Origin of the sequence: Sphingobium sp. CFD-2, from assembly GCF_024611135.1 — a bacterium.
GTDB lineage: Bacteria > Pseudomonadota > Alphaproteobacteria > Sphingomonadales > Sphingomonadaceae > Sphingobium > Sphingobium fuliginis.
In genome coordinates this window covers 3954539-3969126 of the sequence record NZ_CP084405.1, presented here as the reverse complement: position 1 = coordinate 3969126, position 14588 = coordinate 3954539, and the positions used below count along the sequence as shown (strand labels likewise).

General features: G+C 66.7%; 18 protein-coding genes. 12 read left to right on the top strand and 6 right to left on the bottom strand.

All coding sequences use genetic code 11. The features are described from left to right. Nucleotides 1-26: 26 nt before the first annotated feature. From LDB29_RS19655 to argB, 7 genes are all read left to right on the top strand, one after another. A complete protein-coding gene (locus LDB29_RS19655) occupies nt 27-875 on the top strand; it encodes a sulfurtransferase (protein WP_025549355.1) in 849 nt (282 codons plus the stop codon). Beyond that, nucleotides 872-2095 (top strand): cystathionine beta-lyase, encoded by a 1224-nt coding sequence (metC, locus tag LDB29_RS19650; RefSeq protein WP_025549354.1) that lies wholly within the window; start codon nt 872-874, stop codon nt 2093-2095. Before LDB29_RS19655 ends, metC begins: the two co-directional genes overlap by 4 nt. Further along, entirely contained in the window at nt 2092-3351 is a 1260-nt protein-coding gene (locus LDB29_RS19645; protein ID WP_257555506.1) for a mechanosensitive ion channel family protein, read from the top strand. Before metC ends, LDB29_RS19645 begins: the two co-directional genes overlap by 4 nt. Before the next feature lie 252 nt (nt 3352-3603). Continuing rightward, nucleotides 3604-4344, top strand: coding sequence for a TorF family putative porin (locus tag LDB29_RS19640; RefSeq protein ID WP_025549352.1), 741 nt, complete (start codon nt 3604-3606; stop codon nt 4342-4344). A gap of 103 nt (nt 4345-4447) precedes the next feature. Further along, nucleotides 4448-4957 (top strand): sterol desaturase family protein, encoded by a 510-nt coding sequence (locus LDB29_RS19635; protein ID WP_099185227.1) that lies wholly within the window; start codon nt 4448-4450, stop codon nt 4955-4957. A 70-nt stretch (nt 4958-5027) separates the two neighbouring features. Then, nucleotides 5028-5699, top strand: coding sequence for a queuosine precursor transporter (locus LDB29_RS19630; protein WP_044661417.1), 672 nt, complete (start codon nt 5028-5030; stop codon nt 5697-5699). Between the two features lie 25 nt (nt 5700-5724). Further along, nucleotides 5725-6642: an acetylglutamate kinase gene (gene argB / locus LDB29_RS19625; protein ID WP_044661416.1), complete on the top strand. Its 918-nt coding sequence runs from the start codon at nt 5725-5727 to the stop codon at nt 6640-6642. A gap of 55 nt (nt 6643-6697) precedes the next feature. On the opposite strand, the gene LDB29_RS19620 is transcribed toward argB, so the two are convergent. Beyond that, nucleotides 6698-7261, bottom strand: coding sequence for a GNAT family N-acetyltransferase (locus LDB29_RS19620; protein ID WP_257555501.1), 564 nt, complete (start codon nt 7259-7261; stop codon nt 6698-6700). Between the two features lie 169 nt (nt 7262-7430). Here LDB29_RS19620 and LDB29_RS19615 point away from each other — a divergent pair, with 169 nt between their 5' ends. From LDB29_RS19615 to LDB29_RS19595, 5 genes are read left to right on the top strand one after another with little or no spacing between them, the layout of a single operon-like run. Next, nucleotides 7431-7721, top strand: a complete 291-nt coding sequence (locus LDB29_RS19615; protein ID WP_007688568.1) for a YggT family protein — start codon at nt 7431-7433, stop codon at nt 7719-7721. Then, complete coding sequence (locus LDB29_RS19610; RefSeq protein ID WP_025549347.1) at nt 7718-8047, top strand: DUF167 family protein; 330 nt, start codon at nt 7718-7720, stop codon at nt 8045-8047. The genes LDB29_RS19615 and LDB29_RS19610 overlap by 4 nt, the downstream gene beginning before the upstream one ends. Continuing rightward, nucleotides 8044-8937, top strand: a complete 894-nt coding sequence (gene folD, locus LDB29_RS19605; protein WP_025549346.1) for a bifunctional methylenetetrahydrofolate dehydrogenase/methenyltetrahydrofolate cyclohydrolase FolD — start codon at nt 8044-8046, stop codon at nt 8935-8937. Before LDB29_RS19610 ends, folD begins: the two co-directional genes overlap by 4 nt. Next, nucleotides 8934-9602 carry a hypothetical protein gene (locus tag LDB29_RS19600; protein ID WP_025549345.1) on the top strand — a complete coding sequence of 223 codons (669 nt, stop codon included), beginning with the start codon at nt 8934-8936 and terminating at the stop codon, nt 9600-9602. The genes folD and LDB29_RS19600 overlap by 4 nt, the downstream gene beginning before the upstream one ends. Beyond that, a complete protein-coding gene (locus tag LDB29_RS19595; protein ID WP_025549344.1) occupies nt 9599-10216 on the top strand; it encodes a MarC family protein in 618 nt (205 codons plus the stop codon). The genes LDB29_RS19600 and LDB29_RS19595 overlap by 4 nt, the downstream gene beginning before the upstream one ends. Nucleotides 10217-10318: 102 nt before the next feature. On the opposite strand, the gene LDB29_RS19590 is transcribed toward LDB29_RS19595, so the two are convergent. From LDB29_RS19590 to LDB29_RS19570, 5 genes are all read right to left on the bottom strand, one after another. Continuing rightward, on the bottom strand, nt 10319-11200 hold the full coding sequence (locus LDB29_RS19590) for a class I SAM-dependent methyltransferase (RefSeq protein WP_025549343.1): 882 nt from the start codon (nt 11198-11200) through the stop codon (nt 10319-10321). 1 nt (nt 11201) lies between these two features. Further along, on the bottom strand, nt 11202-12602 hold the full coding sequence (gene thrC / locus LDB29_RS19585; RefSeq protein ID WP_025549342.1) for a threonine synthase: 1401 nt from the start codon (nt 12600-12602) through the stop codon (nt 11202-11204). A 44-nt stretch (nt 12603-12646) separates the two neighbouring features. Then, on the bottom strand, nt 12647-13273 hold the full coding sequence (locus LDB29_RS19580) for an SURF1 family protein (RefSeq protein WP_025549341.1): 627 nt from the start codon (nt 13271-13273) through the stop codon (nt 12647-12649). Then, nucleotides 13270-13680 carry a DUF983 domain-containing protein gene (locus LDB29_RS19575; RefSeq protein ID WP_025549340.1) on the bottom strand — a complete coding sequence of 137 codons (411 nt, stop codon included), beginning with the start codon at nt 13678-13680 and terminating at the stop codon, nt 13270-13272. Before LDB29_RS19575 ends, LDB29_RS19580 begins: the two co-directional genes overlap by 4 nt. A 72-nt stretch (nt 13681-13752) precedes the next feature. After that, nucleotides 13753-14583, bottom strand: coding sequence for a cytochrome c oxidase subunit 3 (locus LDB29_RS19570; protein WP_025549339.1), 831 nt, complete (start codon nt 14581-14583; stop codon nt 13753-13755). Between the last annotated feature and the right edge of the window lie 5 nt (nt 14584-14588).

Genomic DNA, 14588 nt, shown 5'->3' with positions numbered 1-14588 from the left:
GAACGAGCGAGGGAGCAAGGGCACGCATGGACATATTGGTATCGACCGACTGGCTTGAGGGAGAATTGGGCAAGCCCGACCTCCGGATCGTCGACGCCAGCCTGTTCCTTCCCGGCGTGCCCCGCGATCCCGGGGCCGAGTTCGAGGCCGTCCATATCCCCGGCGCCGCGTTCCTCGACCTGCCCAGCCTCGCCGACGCGGAAGATCCGCGCCCCGGCATGCTGCCGACCGATGATTTCATGACGGAGCGCTGCCGCCGGCTGGGCATCGACGCGGACAGCCGGATCGTCGTCTATGACAACAGCCCCACCCACAGCGCGGCGCGCGGCTGGTGGATGATGCGCCTCTATGGCGTGGGCAAGGGCGCGGCGATCCTTGACGGCGGCCTGCCCAAATGGCTGGCGGAGGGACGGCCGACGGAAAGCGGCATGCCGGCGCCACGGCCCGGCAATGCCGTTGCGAAACGCGCCGTCGGGCAGGTCCGCACCAAGGAGGATCTTCTCGCCAACCTCGAAAGCCAGGCCGAACAGGTGCTCGACGCACGCGGCGCGGCACGCTTCACGGGGGAGGAGAAGGAGCCCCGTCCCGGCATGGCGTCGGGCCATATTCCGGGCAGCCGCAACATTCCCTCCTCCGCCTTCTATCATGCCGACAACAGCATGAAGCGGGGCGAGGACCTTCGCCGCCTGTTCCTCGACGCCGGGACCGATTTCGACCGTCCGATCATTACGAGCTGCGGCAGCGGCGTGACGGCGGCGATCCTGCTCGCGGGCCTCGAACTGCTCGGCAAGACCGACGTCACCCTCTATGACGGAAGCTGGTCCGAATGGGGGCTGGACCCGGCCACGCCGAAAGCGACCGGCCCCGCCGCATGAGCCAGGATGCCGACAAGTCGCGCGACCGCAAGCCCCTGACCCAGATCGCACAGGCAGGCCGCAAGCCCGAATGGACGGGCATGCCGGGCCAGCCCGGCGGCATCGTCAACCCGCCGGTCTGGCGGGCCTCCACCATTCTCTACGACGATGTCGCGCATCTGCGCAGCGCGGCGGGGCGCAGCACGCATGAACGCCTGTTCTACGGGCGCAAGGGCACGCCGACGGCATGGAGCCTGTCGGACGCCCTCACCGAAATGGAGCCGGGCGCCGAAGGCACCATGCTCTACCCATCGGGGGTGGCGGCCATCGCCTGCGCGCTCATGGCGGTGCTGAAACCCGGCGACCAGCTCCTGATGGTCGATAGCGCCTATGATCCGACCCGCAATTTCTGCGAGCAGATGCTGCGTCCGCTCGGCATAGAGACGGTCTATTACGACCCGGCCGTGGGCGCCGGGATCGCGGACCTCATCACCGACGCCACCCGCGCCATCTTCATGGAAAGCCCCGGCAGCCTGACCTTCGAGGTGCAGGACGTGCCCGCCATCACCGCCATCGCCCGGGACAGGGGCGTGGCGACCCTGATCGACAACACCTGGGCCACGCCCTGGTTCTTCCCGGCGCTCAGCCATGGCGTGGACATCAGCATCCTTGCCTGCACCAAATATATCGTCGGCCACAGCGACGTGATGATCGGATCGGCGACGGCTACCCCAGCCTTCTTCCCGAAAATCCGCCAGACCGCCTATCTGTTCGGCCAGATGACCAGCCCCGACGACGCCTGGCTCGCCGCGCGGGGCCTGCGCACCCTGGGCGTCCGCCTCAACCAGCATCAGGCGAGCGCCCTGCGCATCGCGCAATGGCTGGCGCAGCAGCCCGATGTCGCCCGCGTGCTTCATCCGGCCCTGCCCTCCTGCCCCGGCCATGCCCTGTGGCAACGCGATTTCACCGGCTCCAGCGGCCTGTTCAGCTTCGTTCTCAAGGGTGGCGATGAAAAGGCCCGCGCCGCCCTGATCGACGGTCTCGCCCATTTCGGCATCGGCTATAGCTGGGGCGGCTTCGAAAGCCTGGCCCTGCCCGTCGATCCGGCGCGCTACCGCACCGCCACCGCCTGGCAGGCGGAGGGGCCGCTCGTCCGGCTCCAGATCGGGCTGGAGGACAGCGACGACCTGATAGCCGATCTCGACGCGGGCCTTGCCCGCTTCCGGGCCATGCGCGGATGACGCCGGGCTTGCCCGATCTCCTGTCCCTGTTGCCGGGCGATCCCGCCATCGTCCATCCCCTGGTCGCGCTGGCGCTGGCCGTCGCCATCCATCTGGTCGCCAGCGCCGTCGCCCGGTTCGCCTCGCCGCGCCTGCGCCACCGCTTCCGCGCCCTGGGGGAGGCGCTGGCGGGGCATCTGCGCCCGATCCTGCGCCACGCCATCGCCGCCCTCGTCATGGCCCTGGCCCTCGCCTTCTGGCCGATCGGGGACTTCGCCCATCTGATCCTGAGCGCCGCGCTCGCCCTGTCCCTCTCGCTGCTGGCCGTGCACATATTGCGCAGCCTCGCCATAGCCCGCCTTGCCGTGCTGCCGATCGCCCTGCTGCTGTTCGTGATGGTCCTTTCCGGCAGCAGCGGCGGCTTCGCCCCGGTGGCGGACATGCTGGACGGCGTGGGCCTCGACCTCGGCAGGCGGCGCGTCTCCCTGCTCGGGCTGGTCAGCATGGCCGCGATCTGCGTCGCGCTGTTCGCCCTGGTCCGCCTGGCCAACCGCATCGTCGGACGCAGCATCGGCCGCGCCCATGGACTGGACGCCACGCAGAAGCTGCTGGCGCAGAAGCTGGCCGCCATCGTCGTGGTCGTCGCCGCCTTCTTCATCGGCGTCGACCTGCTGGGGATAGACCTCACCGCCTTCACCGTCTTCTCCGGCGCGCTGGGGCTGGCCGTGGGTTTCGGCCTGCAGAAGACATTCGGCAATCTGATCGCCGGGATCATCCTGCTGATGGACCGATCGATCAAGCCCGGCGACGTCATCGTCGTGGGCGACAGCTTCGGCTGGGTGAACAAGATCGGCGTCCGCGCCGTCAGCGTCATCACCCGCGATGGCAAGGAACATCTGATCCCGAACGAAAACCTGATGACGCAGGAGGTGGAGAACTGGTCCTATTCCGACCGCAACGTCCGCGTCCGCATCCCCGTCGGCATCGGTTATGACAGCGACCTGAAGCTGGCGCAGGAACTGATGCTGCGCGCCGCGCAGGAAAGCCCCCGCGTGCTCCGCAATCCCAAGCCCAATGTCTGGCTCACCGCCTTTGGCGAGAACCGGGTCGAACATGACATATTGGTGTGGATCAGCGACCCGGAAAGCGGCGTCGGCAATGTGAAGTCCGACGTGCTCGGCCGGCTTTGGCTGCTGTTCCGCGAACATGGCATCACCATCCCCTATCCGCAGCGCGTCATTCACGCGGCGCGGGATTCAGCGCCCCTTTTCCCCTAGCCGGCCCGTCCCGAATTGCGGCAAAAACCGTGCGCGGCCGCGCCCGGCGCCATAATCATGCCTGATTTTGTTGCAGACCAGCAACATTACAGCAGCAAACTTCATCGACCAGCAATAAAATCTTGTGCGCCGCAGCGGGGAAAGGCATCCCCTCCTTCGTTGAGGCAACCCGGTCCATCCCGTGCAGGGCGATAGAGATCCGGGACCATGACGCAGGTGGGACGATCGCAGATACCATCAAGGGGAAATCATATGCGTAAGTCCATACTCGGCCTCTCGGCCCTTGCCCTTGCCGCCATGTCGGCACCGGCCTTCGCTCAGGACGAGCCCACTCCGGATCTCACCGTGACCGGCAACGCCGCGCTCGTCACCGACTATCGCTTCCGCGGCATTTCGCAGACCAACAAGAAGATCGCGCTTCAGGGTGGCCTCACCATCACCCACAGCTCTGGCTTCTACGTTTCGGCCTGGGGTTCCTCGATCGACGATTATGTCGCCAATGGCTCCGATCAGGAACTCGACCTGATCGGCGGTTATTCGACGACCATTGGCGCAGCCACCATCGACGTCGGCGTCCTCTATTATTACTATCCCGGCAATGCCGAAGCGAATACCGACTTCGTCGAGCCCTATGCCTCGGTCAAGGGCACCTTCGGTCCCGCCACGGCGAAGCTGACCGTCAACTATGCGCCCAAGGCGAAGGCGCTGACGGTCGGCAACGGCAAGGAAGACAATCTCTACGTCGCAGGGGATCTGTCGACGAGCATTCCCAACACCCCGCTGGGCCTGTCGGCGCATCTGGGCCACAGCTTCGGCCCCAGCTACCTGACCATCGGCAAGGAATATACCGACTGGAACATCGGCGCGACCTACACCTGGAATCACCTGACCCTGGGCGTTTCCTACGTCGACACCAACAAGTCGCTCTATTCGCCCGCCGGCCACAATATCAGCAAGGCCGGCGTGGTCGGTTCGATCACCGCTTCCTTCTGATCGGCCGAACGATCACCGGAAAAGGCCGCGATCCTCAGGGTCGCGGCCTTTTTCTTTGGCCAGCAGGGTCGCATGCGCCCCGTCCCGTCCCTATAATGCGCCGATGACCGCCCTTTCGCTCATCCTCATCTTCCTCGCGACAGTCGCCGCGATGGAGGGCTTCGCCTATGTCATGCACCGCTGGGTGATGCACGGGCCGGGCTGGTTCCTGCACGCCAGCCACCATCGGGAACGCACCGGCCGCTGGGAAGCGAACGACCTCTATTTCGTGATCTTCGCCATGCCCTCCATCCTGCTGCTGCTGGGCGGCGTGCAGTGGCAGTGGGGCGACTGGGCGACGGCGATGGGCGCCGGCATCGCGGCCTATGGCGCCATCTATCTCGGCTTCCACGACATCATCGTCCATCGCCGCATCGGCCATCGCCACGTCCCGCGCTCCGCCTATATGAAGCGGATCGTCCAGGCCCATCGCCTGCACCATGCGGTGGAGACGAAACAGGGCTGCGTCAGCTTCGGCTTCCTCGTCGCGCCAGGCCCGGAAGCGTTGAAACGCACACTCGCGCGGAACGGCAAGGCGGGGCTGCGCGCCGCCAAGGGCGCTTTGGAAAGCTGAACGGGCGAACGGAAGCTGCCCCGCCTTCTAAGCACTTCCCACTCCGCCGAAACCCCGGTAAGTGCCGGCAATGGCTTCGCATCCCGCGCCCATTGCGCGTTCGCTTTTCGTCTTTTCGATCTTCTACGGCGGCATGGTCTGCATTGCGGGCGTGCTCGGCAACAAACAGGTGACGCTGGGGCCGCTGTCCGCCATCGGTCCCTGGTTCGGCCTTGGTCCGCTGGCGGTGGAGGCAGGCATATTCGCCTTCCTGCTGCTGGTGACGATTTCCAGCGCCGTGGCGGAACTGCATGGCCGCGCCGTCGCCAACCGGCTGGTGCAGGTGGGCTTCCTGCCGCTGATCGCCTCCATATTGCTGTCCATCGTCGTGCTGTCCGTGCCCGCCGCCAGCGACATGGACCCGGCAAGGCGCGACGCCTTCGCGCTGATGATGGGCGGCACGCCGCGCATCTGGCTGGGCGGGATCATCGCCTATGGCATTTCGCAGACGCTGAACGTCACCCTCTTCGCCGCGCTCAAGGGGCGGGAGGGCAGCCGCCTGCTCTGGCTGCGCGCCGCGGTCGCAAGCATATTGTCGCAGATCGCGGATACCCTGCTCTTCGTCTCCATCGCCTTTTACGGCGTGTTCCCGATCGGAGAGCTGCTGCTGGGCCAGATGCTGGCGAAGATCACGCTGTCGGCGCTGCTGGTGCCGCCCGTCATCTATGCGCTGGTCGCGCTGGGGCGGCGGCTGGATCGCTAGCTTGCGGCTGGGCGCATAGTGCCCTATGCGCCCGCGCATGAACAGCAAGCACGCCCCCGATCCGGCGCTCCTCGCCAAGGCCGAAACCCTCGTCGAAGCATTGCCCTATATGCAGCGATATGCGGGCAAGACCTTCGTCGTGAAATATGGCGGCCATGCCATGGGCGATCCGGAGGCGGCGCGCGATTTCGCGGAGGATGTCGTGCTGATGAAGGCGGTCGGCATCAATGTCGTCGTCGTCCATGGCGGCGGACCGCAGATCGGCGCGATGCTGAAGAAGCTGGGCGTCGAATCGCAGTTCGTCGGCGGCCTGCGCGTCACTGACAAGGAAACCGCGCAGATCGCGGAAATGGTGCTGGCCGGATCGATCAACAAGGAGATCGTGGGCTGGATCTCCGGCGCTGGCGGCCGCGCGGTCGGCATTTCGGGCAAGGATGGCGGCCTGGTCCTCTGCGAAAAGGTGCTGGGCAAGCGGGAGGCGGACCCCAATTCCGGCATAGAACGCAATGTCGATCTGGGTTTTGTCGGCGATCCGGTGCGGGTCGACCGCAGCATCCTCGACACGCTGACGCAGAACGGGATCATTCCGGTGGTCGCGCCGGTAGGCATCGGCGCGGACGGGCACACCTACAATGTCAATGCCGACACCATGGCGGGCGCCATAGCGGCGGAATTGCAGGCGGCGCGCTTCTTCCTCCTCACCGACGTGGCGGGCGTGCTGGACAAGCAGGGCCAGTTGCTGACCGATCTCGACCCGGCGGCGATCCAGGGACTGGAGGAGGACGGCACCATCAGCGGCGGCATGATCCCGAAGCTGGAAACCTGCGTCCGTGCGGTGGAAGGCGGGGTGGACGCCGCCGTCATCCTCGACGGCCGGGTGCCGCATGCGATGCTGCTGGAAATCTTCACCGATCGCGGTGCGGGCACGTTGGTGCACCGGTGATCGGACGGTAAGGCCATGTGCTCCCGCCCGCGCAGGAGCACGTCGGTCTGCCTCTTCAACGTCCTTTGAGAAGCAGCGCCGGATCGGCCCAATGATAGCGCTGCTCCGGCAAGGTGCGCCCATCGGGACCGGCTTTGGCCGTGTTTTCCACCACCAGCCCGCCGCGATACCCATAAAATCCCCGCGCCGCATGATTGTCGGCATAGCACCAGAGGTACAGGCCGCTTCCGGGGAAATGCTCCAGCGACCATCGGGCCGCCTCGGCCAACAAGGCGCTGCCCAGCCCCTTGCCCCTGGCGTCCGGCAGGGCATGCAGATTGTCGACCAGCGTGCCCCAGCGCGGATGATCCGCGCCGACCAGGCAGGCGAAGCCGACCGGCCGCCCCTCCTCTTCCGCGACGATGATCCGCTGTGTGGGCGCTGCTTCGGCCAGCCGCCGCCTCCAATGCGCCAACCGCTCCGCCTCGATCCCGCCCGCCAGATAGGCCGGGTCCATGAAATGCGCATAGGCGCTGCGCCAGCTTGCCACATGGCAGGCGGCGATCAGGGGAGCGTCCTCAGGCGTGGCGTCGCGAAATTCCATGGGGCGGGGTATAGCGGCGGGGCCGGCGAAATCCATGCCGCTGGCCGAACGGGCCTTGCATCTGGTGGAATAATCCCCCACCGCGCTGGCGATGCGGGCATCCCCTCGGCTCCATCAGCTTTGCTTTCCGCGATTTCCGGGCCGTCTGATGTTCCATCCGGCTTGAAATCGCTCTAGAGCGAATGCCCATCAATTCGGAGATCGCATGGCCTACGCCCTCTATCAGATCATCGTCATCCTGCTCGATGTGCTGTGGTGGATCATCATCATCCAGGCCATCATGAGCTGGCTGATCGCCTTCAACGTCGTCAATCTCTCCAATGATTTCGTGCGCACCGTGATGGTCGCGCTGGATCGGATGACGGCGCCCATCTACAATCCCATCCGCCGGGTGCTGCCGGACCTGGGCGCGCTCGACCTGTCGCCCATGGTCGTGCTGCTGGGCATCCTCATCATCCGCCAGGCCATATTGCCGCCGCTGTTCGGGCTGGTGTGACGGTCTGGAGCCGGGACGGCGACGATCTCCTCCTCTCCGTCCGCCTGACGCCGGGCGCGACGCGGGAGGAGGTCGGCGGCGTCTGGACGGACGACAGGGGCGCGGCGTGGCTGAGCGCCCGCGTCCGCGCCGTGCCGGAAAAGGGCAAGGCCAATGCGGCGCTGATCGCGCTGCTGGCAAAGCGGCTGGATTGGCCCCGCAGCGCGATTTCGCTGGAATCGGGCGACACCAACCGGCTAAAGCGGCTGCGGATCAAGGGGGGCGGTGAAGCGTTGGCCTATGGCCGGCTCTCCACCATTATCGAAGAACAGGGTGAAGCATCATGACCATCGGCAAGATCATCGACGGCAAGGCCTTTGCGGAGACGCTTCGCGGCAAGGTCGCGGACGGGGTCGGCGCTTTCATAGCGAAGACGGGACGCAAGCCGGGTCTGGCCGTGGTGCTGGTAGGCGAGGACCCGGCCAGTTCCGTCTATGTCCGCAACAAGGGCAAGATGACCGTCGCCGTGGGCATGGAAAGCATGGAGTTCAAGCTGCCCGCTTCCATAGGCGAGGAGGAATTGCTGGACCTGGTCGAAGAACTGAATGCCGACGACCGGGTGGACGGCATCCTCGTCCAGTTGCCGCTGCCGTCGCACATCAACGAAGCATCGGTGATCGGCACGATCGATCCCGCCAAGGATGTGGATGGGTTCCATGTCGTCAATTCGGGCCTGCTCGCCACCGGGCAGGAGGCGCTGGTGCCCTGCACGCCGCTGGGCTGCATCATGCTGCTGAAGGATGAGCTGGGCGACCTTTCCGGCCTGGAGGCGGTGGTCGTCGGCCGCTCCAACATCGTGGGCAAGCCGATGGCGCAATTGCTGCTGGCGGAAAATTGCACGGTCACCATCGCGCACAGCCGCACGCGGGACATCGCCTCGGTGGTGCATCGCGCCGACATCGTCGTCGCCGCCGTGGGCCGGGCGGAAATGGTGAAGGGCGAGTGGATCAGGCCCGGCGCGACCGTGATCGACGTCGGCATCAACCGCATCACCGATACGGATGACGGCAAGAGCCGGATCGTCGGCGACGTCGCCACGGCCGAGGCGCTGGCGCATGTCCGCGCCATCACCCCGGTGCCGGGCGGCGTCGGGCCGATGACCATCGCCGTCCTGCTGCGCAACACGCTGGTGGCGGCGCATGCGCGGGCCGGACTGCCCAAGCCGGAGGGGCTGTGAAGGCGCGCGCCGCGCTTCTTGCCCTGACATTGCCGGCGCTGGTGGGCGCGCGCCCGCCCATGCGTTATCAACCCGATCCCAGTTCCGTGTTCGCCGCCGAACTCGCCTTCAACCGGCTGGCGCAGCAGAAGGGGCAATGGACCGCCTTCCGCGCAACGGCGGCGGACGAGGCGGTGATGTTCGTGCCGCAGCGGGTGCTGGCGAAGCAATGGCTGAAGAGCCGCGCCGATCCGCCCGCCCCGGTAAGCTGGACGCCGTCGGCCATCTATGTGTCCTGCGACGGCAATCTGGCGGCCAGCACCGGCGGCTGGAAGCGGCCGGACGGATCGGTCGGCTATTTCACCACCATCTGGCAACGGGACAGGAAGGGCGAATGGAAATGGATCATGGACCATGGCGACACGCTCGCCAGCGCCCGTGAAGCGCCCGAATTCCTCATCGGCAAGGTCGCGACCTGCAAGCGCGGCCGCGCCGGCGACGGCCCCCGGCCGGCCGTTCCCCCTCCGGATCGCAAAACGGGCGGGATACAGCCGGTTCCCCGCGACGAAAGCCTGAGCTGGAGCGCAGAGGCCGCCGCGGACGGCAGCCGCCGCGTGACCGTGCGCATGTGGAACGGCACCGGCTATGAAACGGTGATCGACGACAGGGTGGCCGCGGCGCCATGACGGAACTGTTCATCTCCGCCTTCGTCACCCTGTTCGTGGTGATCGACCCGCCGGGCTGCGCGCCGATCTATGCCAGCCTCACCACCGGCGCGACGCAGATCCAGCGGCGCGGCATGGCGATCCGCGCCGTGGCCATCGCCGCAGGCATCCTGCTGCTGTTCGCGCTCTGGGGCAAGCAGTTGCTGGGCGTCCTGGGAATAGAGCTGGACAGTTTCCGCATCGCGGGCGGGATCATGCTGTTCATCATCGCCATGGACATGGTGTTCGAAAAGCGCACCCAGCGGCGAGAGGACCGGGCCCAGAAGATCGCGGAGACGCCCGAGGTCGAGGATGTTTCGGTCTTCCCTATGGCGATGCCGATGATCGCCGGGCCGGGTTCGATCGCCACGGTCATGCTGCTGATGTCACGGGCGGAAGGGCTGAGCGAGCGGCTGGTGGTGATCGGCGCGGTGGTCGTGACGCTGGTGCTGATGCTGGGGTCGCTGCTGGCGGCGGGGCCGATCATGGCGCTGCTCGGCGCCAAGATCGAAGCGGTGATCACGCGGCTGCTGGGCGTCCTGCTGGCGGCACTGGCCGCTCAGTTCGTGATCGACGGGCTGAAGGCCAGTTTCTAAAGCGCACCGCGTTAATCGGCCGCGGGCAGGAGCCGGTCGACACGTCTGGACCGCGCAGACGGAACAAACTTCAGCCGCCCGTCGCCCAATGACGGAATGGACTCAGCGGCTCCACCGGGCCCAGATCGCAGTGGGCAGCATCAATCCGCGCGCCTCTTCGCGCACCGCCAGTTCGCCCGCTTCCACGGTGCCCGGCAGATCGGCAAAGGCCTGGCGCAGCAATTCCCCGATGGCCAGCGCCGACATGCGCACGGCATAGACGGTCAGGAACAGAAAGCGGCTGTCCGCATCCAGCAATTGCCGGCAATGGGCGATCAGCCCCGGCAGATCCTCCTCCAGCCGCCAGACCTCACCATCGGGCCCACGGCCATATTTGGGGGGATCGAGCAATATGCCGTCATAGCGCCGCCCGCGCCGCACCTCGCGCGCGACGAACTTCGCCGCATCGTCGACGATCCAGCGGACCGGCCGGTCCTCCAGCCCCGACAGCGCGGCGTTGGCCCGCGCCTGCGCCACCGACTTCTTGGAGGCATCGACATGCACCATCTGCGCGCCCGCCGCCGCCATGGCCAGCGTGCCGACGCCGGTATAGCCGAACAGGTTCATCACCTGCGCCTGATCCCCGGCGCTGACCTTGTCCGCGACCTTGCCGCGCATCCAGTCCCAGACCGGCGCCATGTCGGGAAAGAAGCCCAGATGGCGAAAGGGCGTGCAACTCGCCTGGAACGTCACCTCGTTCCAGCGCAGGGGCCAGCCTTCGGCCGGCACGGGGCGCTCGTAGAACCAGCGCCCGCCGCCCTCCTCGTCGGAACCGGGGACGAATTCGCCGTCGGCTTGCCAACCGTCCTGCGCCGGCGCCCACATCGCCTGCGGCTCCGGCCGGATGAAGCGGTAACGGCCATAGCGCTCCAGCTTCCGCCCATGACCCGAATCGATCAGGCCATAGTCCGGCCAGGGCTCACCGATGAGGGTCTGAAGGTTCACCTCAGCCCCTCGGCGTCGCCCGCTCCGCGACATAGGCCGTGACCGCGTCGAAGGTGCCGGGCAGCTTGGCATAGGCCTCTTCCCGCGCGAACAGGTCGCCCACGCGCGAAGGCAGCGAGGGGCGGATTCCCGTGGCCCGCTCGACCGCCGTGGGGAACTTGGCCGCATGCGCCGTCGCCAGCGTGACCACCGGCACCGCCGGGTCGAGGTCGATCGCCCGCGCCGCCGCCAGGCCAACCGCGCTGTGCGGATCGATCACCTGCCCCGCCGCGTCATAGGCCCAGCGCATCGCCATGGTCATGGCGTCGGCATCGACCCGCGCCGACGCGAACAGCGCCGATGCGCCGTCCCGCTGCGCATTGGTGAGGCGCATCGCCTTGCTCACCTCGAATCCCTTCATCTGCTCCGCCAGCGCCCTGCCGTCGCGCCCGCCCGCGTCGAACAGCAGCCGCTCGAAGTTCGAACTGACCTGAATGTCCATGCTGGGGGTGGCGGTCGCCACCACCTGCCCCTGGCTATAGTCACCCTCCGACAGCGCGCGGTGGAGGATGTCGTTGACGTTGGTCGCGACCATCAGTTTCGCGACCGGCAAGCCCATCTTCGCCGCGACATAGCCCGCGAACACATCACCGAAATTGCCGGTGGGGACGGAGAAGGCGATGGCGCGTTCGGGCGCCCCCAGACGAACCGCGGCGTAGAAATAATAGACGACCTGCGCCATCAGCCGGGCCCAGTTGATGCTGTTCACCGCCGACAGGTTGAAACGGCGCGCGAAGCTGGCGTCGTTGAACATCGCCTTCACCAGCGCCTGCGCGTCGTCGAAGCTGCCGTCGATGGCGATATTGTGGACATTGGGCGCCAGCACCGTGGTCATCTGCCGCCGCTGCACGTCCGACACGCGGCCGTCCGGATGCAGCATGAAGATGTCGATCTTCTCACGTCCGGCGACCGCATCGATCGCCGCCGATCCGGTGTCGCCGGACGTCGCGCCGACGATGGTCAGATGATCGTCCCGACGCGACAGGAAGCGCTCGAACAACTGGCCCAGCAGTTGCAGCGCCACATCCTTGAACGCCAGCGTCGGCCCGTGGAACAGCTCCAGCAGCCAATGCCGGTGGTTGAGCTGCACCAGCGGCGTCACCGCGTCATGGCTGAACCGGCCATAGGCGGCGGTGCACAACTCCCGCAATTCCTCTTCGCCCAGCGATCCGGCGACGAAAGGCGCCATGACCCGTACCGCCGTTTCGACATAGGAAAGGCCCGAAAGCGCGCGAATCTGGTCTGCGGAGAAGCTGGGCCAGCTTTCCGGCACATAGAGACCGCCATCGGACGCCAGCCCGGCCAGCGTCACATCCTCGAACCCGAGCGCAGGCGCGCTCCCTCTGGTGCTCACATAGTGCATGATGGGGTAGCGCGGTAACGCCGGACGCGCCTTCGGGCAAGCTTTTAAGGTCGCGGCGTCCGTCTGCGCAACGCGAGGAGGTAGATGACCGCCGCGATGCCGGCGAAGAAGAACCATTGCACGGCATAGGCCAGATGGTTGTTGGGCACGTCGGCGGCGGTGGGCGGCGCCAGCGGCTTGAGACCCGGCACCGGTTCTCCGGCGATCAGCATGGGCCGCAAGGGCATGGCCCGGCCGCCGATCCGCGACAGGAGCGAGCGGTGATCGGGTTCCTCCCCGATCCAGCCGCGCATCTGACCGCCCTGCCATTGGGGCTTGGCGTCCGGCGTCCTGGCGACGCCCGCCGCCACCAGCACACCCGGCCCCTCGATGCCCGTCGCGCATTCGGCAATATAGCGGTAGCCGACCGATCCATCGGCGGCCCGCCCGGCTTCGCTGCGCCAACGAACGACGCGAAGGCAGTGGGTGGAGGAGCGCCGGAACAGAAGTTCGGGCGGCACGGGCGGATGGGCGGGAAAGGCGATGGCAGGCTTGGCCGGATTCGCCGCGACCAGGCTCAGCGTCGCCTCCTTCTCCGCCCGGCGTTGAAGCTGCCAGACGCCGAGGCCGATCATCACCAGCACCGCCGCCGCGACGATAAGCGTCGGGACAAGAGGCAGGCGGCGGCTCATGCCTCGCGGTCCCCGGCGGTCAACCGTCCCTCGCGCGCCTTGTTGCGATATTCCAGGATGAGCAGAGCGCCCTTCGCCACCCGCAGGCTGCCGATCACGGCCAGGACGGTCAGCGGCGTCCAGAGCAGGATGTGCAGCCAGAGTGGCGGGTGGACCTTCAATTCCAGCATCAGCGCCATCGCCACCATCAGCGCGCCGATGATCAGCGTCAGGAAGGCGGCAGGGCCGTCCCCGACATTGAACTGGCCATAGTCCAGCCCACAGGACCGGCACGAAGCGGCAAAGCGAACGGGCCCCGCGAACAGCGTCGACGCGCCGCATCGCGGACAGGCGCCCATGGCCGAAGCGATCAACAGCGGCTGCGGCATGGGGGATTGAGGATCTGGCGAGGACATGGGGTCAGGCATAATGCCCGCCGCCGAAAAAGAAAACGGCCGGAACAGGTCCGGCCGTCTTTCGCAAATCCATCGGCGGAAGGATCAACCGCCGTGGACCGGCGCGCCCCAGCCGCCCCAGACATAGATGGCGACGAAGAGGAACAGCCACACCACGTCGACGAAATGCCAGTACCAGGCAGCCGCCTCGAAACCGAAATGCTGGCGCGGGGTGAAGTCGCCCCTGTGCGCGCGGATCAGGTTCACCAGCAGGAAGATGGTGCCGATCAGCACGTGGAAGCCGTGGAAGCCCGTCGCCATGTAGAAGGCGGAGCTATAGGGGCTGCCGCCGAAGGGGAACGGCGCATGGGCATATTCATAGGCCTGGATGGAGGAGAAGAGGACACCCAGGATGACCGTCAGCGTCAACCCCTTCTTCAGCCCCTCGCGGTCGCCGTGGATCAGCGCATGGTGCGCCCAGGTGACGGTCGTGCCCGAGCAGAGCAGGATCAGCGTGTTGAGCAGCGGCAGTTCGAAGGCGTTCATCACCTCGATGCCCTTCGACGGGAACAGGCCCTCGATCGGCGCCAGCTGGCTGGGGAAGAGCGAGAAGTCGAAGAAGGACCAGAACCAGCCCACGAAGAACATGACTTCCGACGCGATGAACAGGATCATGCCGTAGCGCAGGTGAAGCTGCACCACCGGCGTATGATCGCCCGCATGCGCCTCCGCGATGACATTGGCCCACCAGCTGTACATGGTGAACAGCACGCCCGCGACGCCGATCAGGAACACCCAGCCGCCGCCGGCGGGCAGCGCATCGGGATGCATCCACATGATCGCGCCGAAAGCCATGACCAGCGCCGACATGGAGCCGAAAAAGGGCCAGATGCTGGGCGGAAGAATATGATAATCGTGGTTCTTGGCGCCTGCCATGACGT

Coding starts and splice junctions, on each gene's coding strand:
- LDB29_RS19655 (WP_025549355.1), top strand. CDS start 27: ATGGACATATTGGTATCGACCGACTGGCTTGAGGGAGAATTGGGCAAG.
- metC (WP_025549354.1), top strand. CDS start 872: ATGAGCCAGGATGCCGACAAGTCGCGCGACCGCAAGCCCCTGACCCAG.
- LDB29_RS19645 (WP_257555506.1), top strand. CDS start 2,092: ATGACGCCGGGCTTGCCCGATCTCCTGTCCCTGTTGCCGGGCGATCCC.
- LDB29_RS19640 (WP_025549352.1), top strand. CDS start 3,604: ATGCGTAAGTCCATACTCGGCCTCTCGGCCCTTGCCCTTGCCGCCATG.
- LDB29_RS19635 (WP_099185227.1), top strand. CDS start 4,448: ATGACCGCCCTTTCGCTCATCCTCATCTTCCTCGCGACAGTCGCCGCG.
- LDB29_RS19630 (WP_044661417.1), top strand. CDS start 5,028: ATGGCTTCGCATCCCGCGCCCATTGCGCGTTCGCTTTTCGTCTTTTCG.
- argB (WP_044661416.1), top strand. CDS start 5,725: ATGCGCCCGCGCATGAACAGCAAGCACGCCCCCGATCCGGCGCTCCTC.
- LDB29_RS19620 (WP_257555501.1), bottom strand. CDS start 7,261: ATGGATTTCGCCGGCCCCGCCGCTATACCCCGCCCCATGGAATTTCGC.
- LDB29_RS19615 (WP_007688568.1), top strand. CDS start 7,431: ATGGCCTACGCCCTCTATCAGATCATCGTCATCCTGCTCGATGTGCTG.
- folD (WP_025549346.1), top strand. CDS start 8,044: ATGACCATCGGCAAGATCATCGACGGCAAGGCCTTTGCGGAGACGCTT.
- LDB29_RS19595 (WP_025549344.1), top strand. CDS start 9,599: ATGACGGAACTGTTCATCTCCGCCTTCGTCACCCTGTTCGTGGTGATC.
- thrC (WP_025549342.1), bottom strand. CDS start 12,602: ATGCACTATGTGAGCACCAGAGGGAGCGCGCCTGCGCTCGGGTTCGAG.
- LDB29_RS19580 (WP_025549341.1), bottom strand. CDS start 13,273: ATGAGCCGCCGCCTGCCTCTTGTCCCGACGCTTATCGTCGCGGCGGCG.
- LDB29_RS19575 (WP_025549340.1), bottom strand. CDS start 13,680: ATGCCTGACCCCATGTCCTCGCCAGATCCTCAATCCCCCATGCCGCAG.
- LDB29_RS19570 (WP_025549339.1), bottom strand. CDS start 14,583: ATGGCAGGCGCCAAGAACCACGATTATCATATTCTTCCGCCCAGCATC.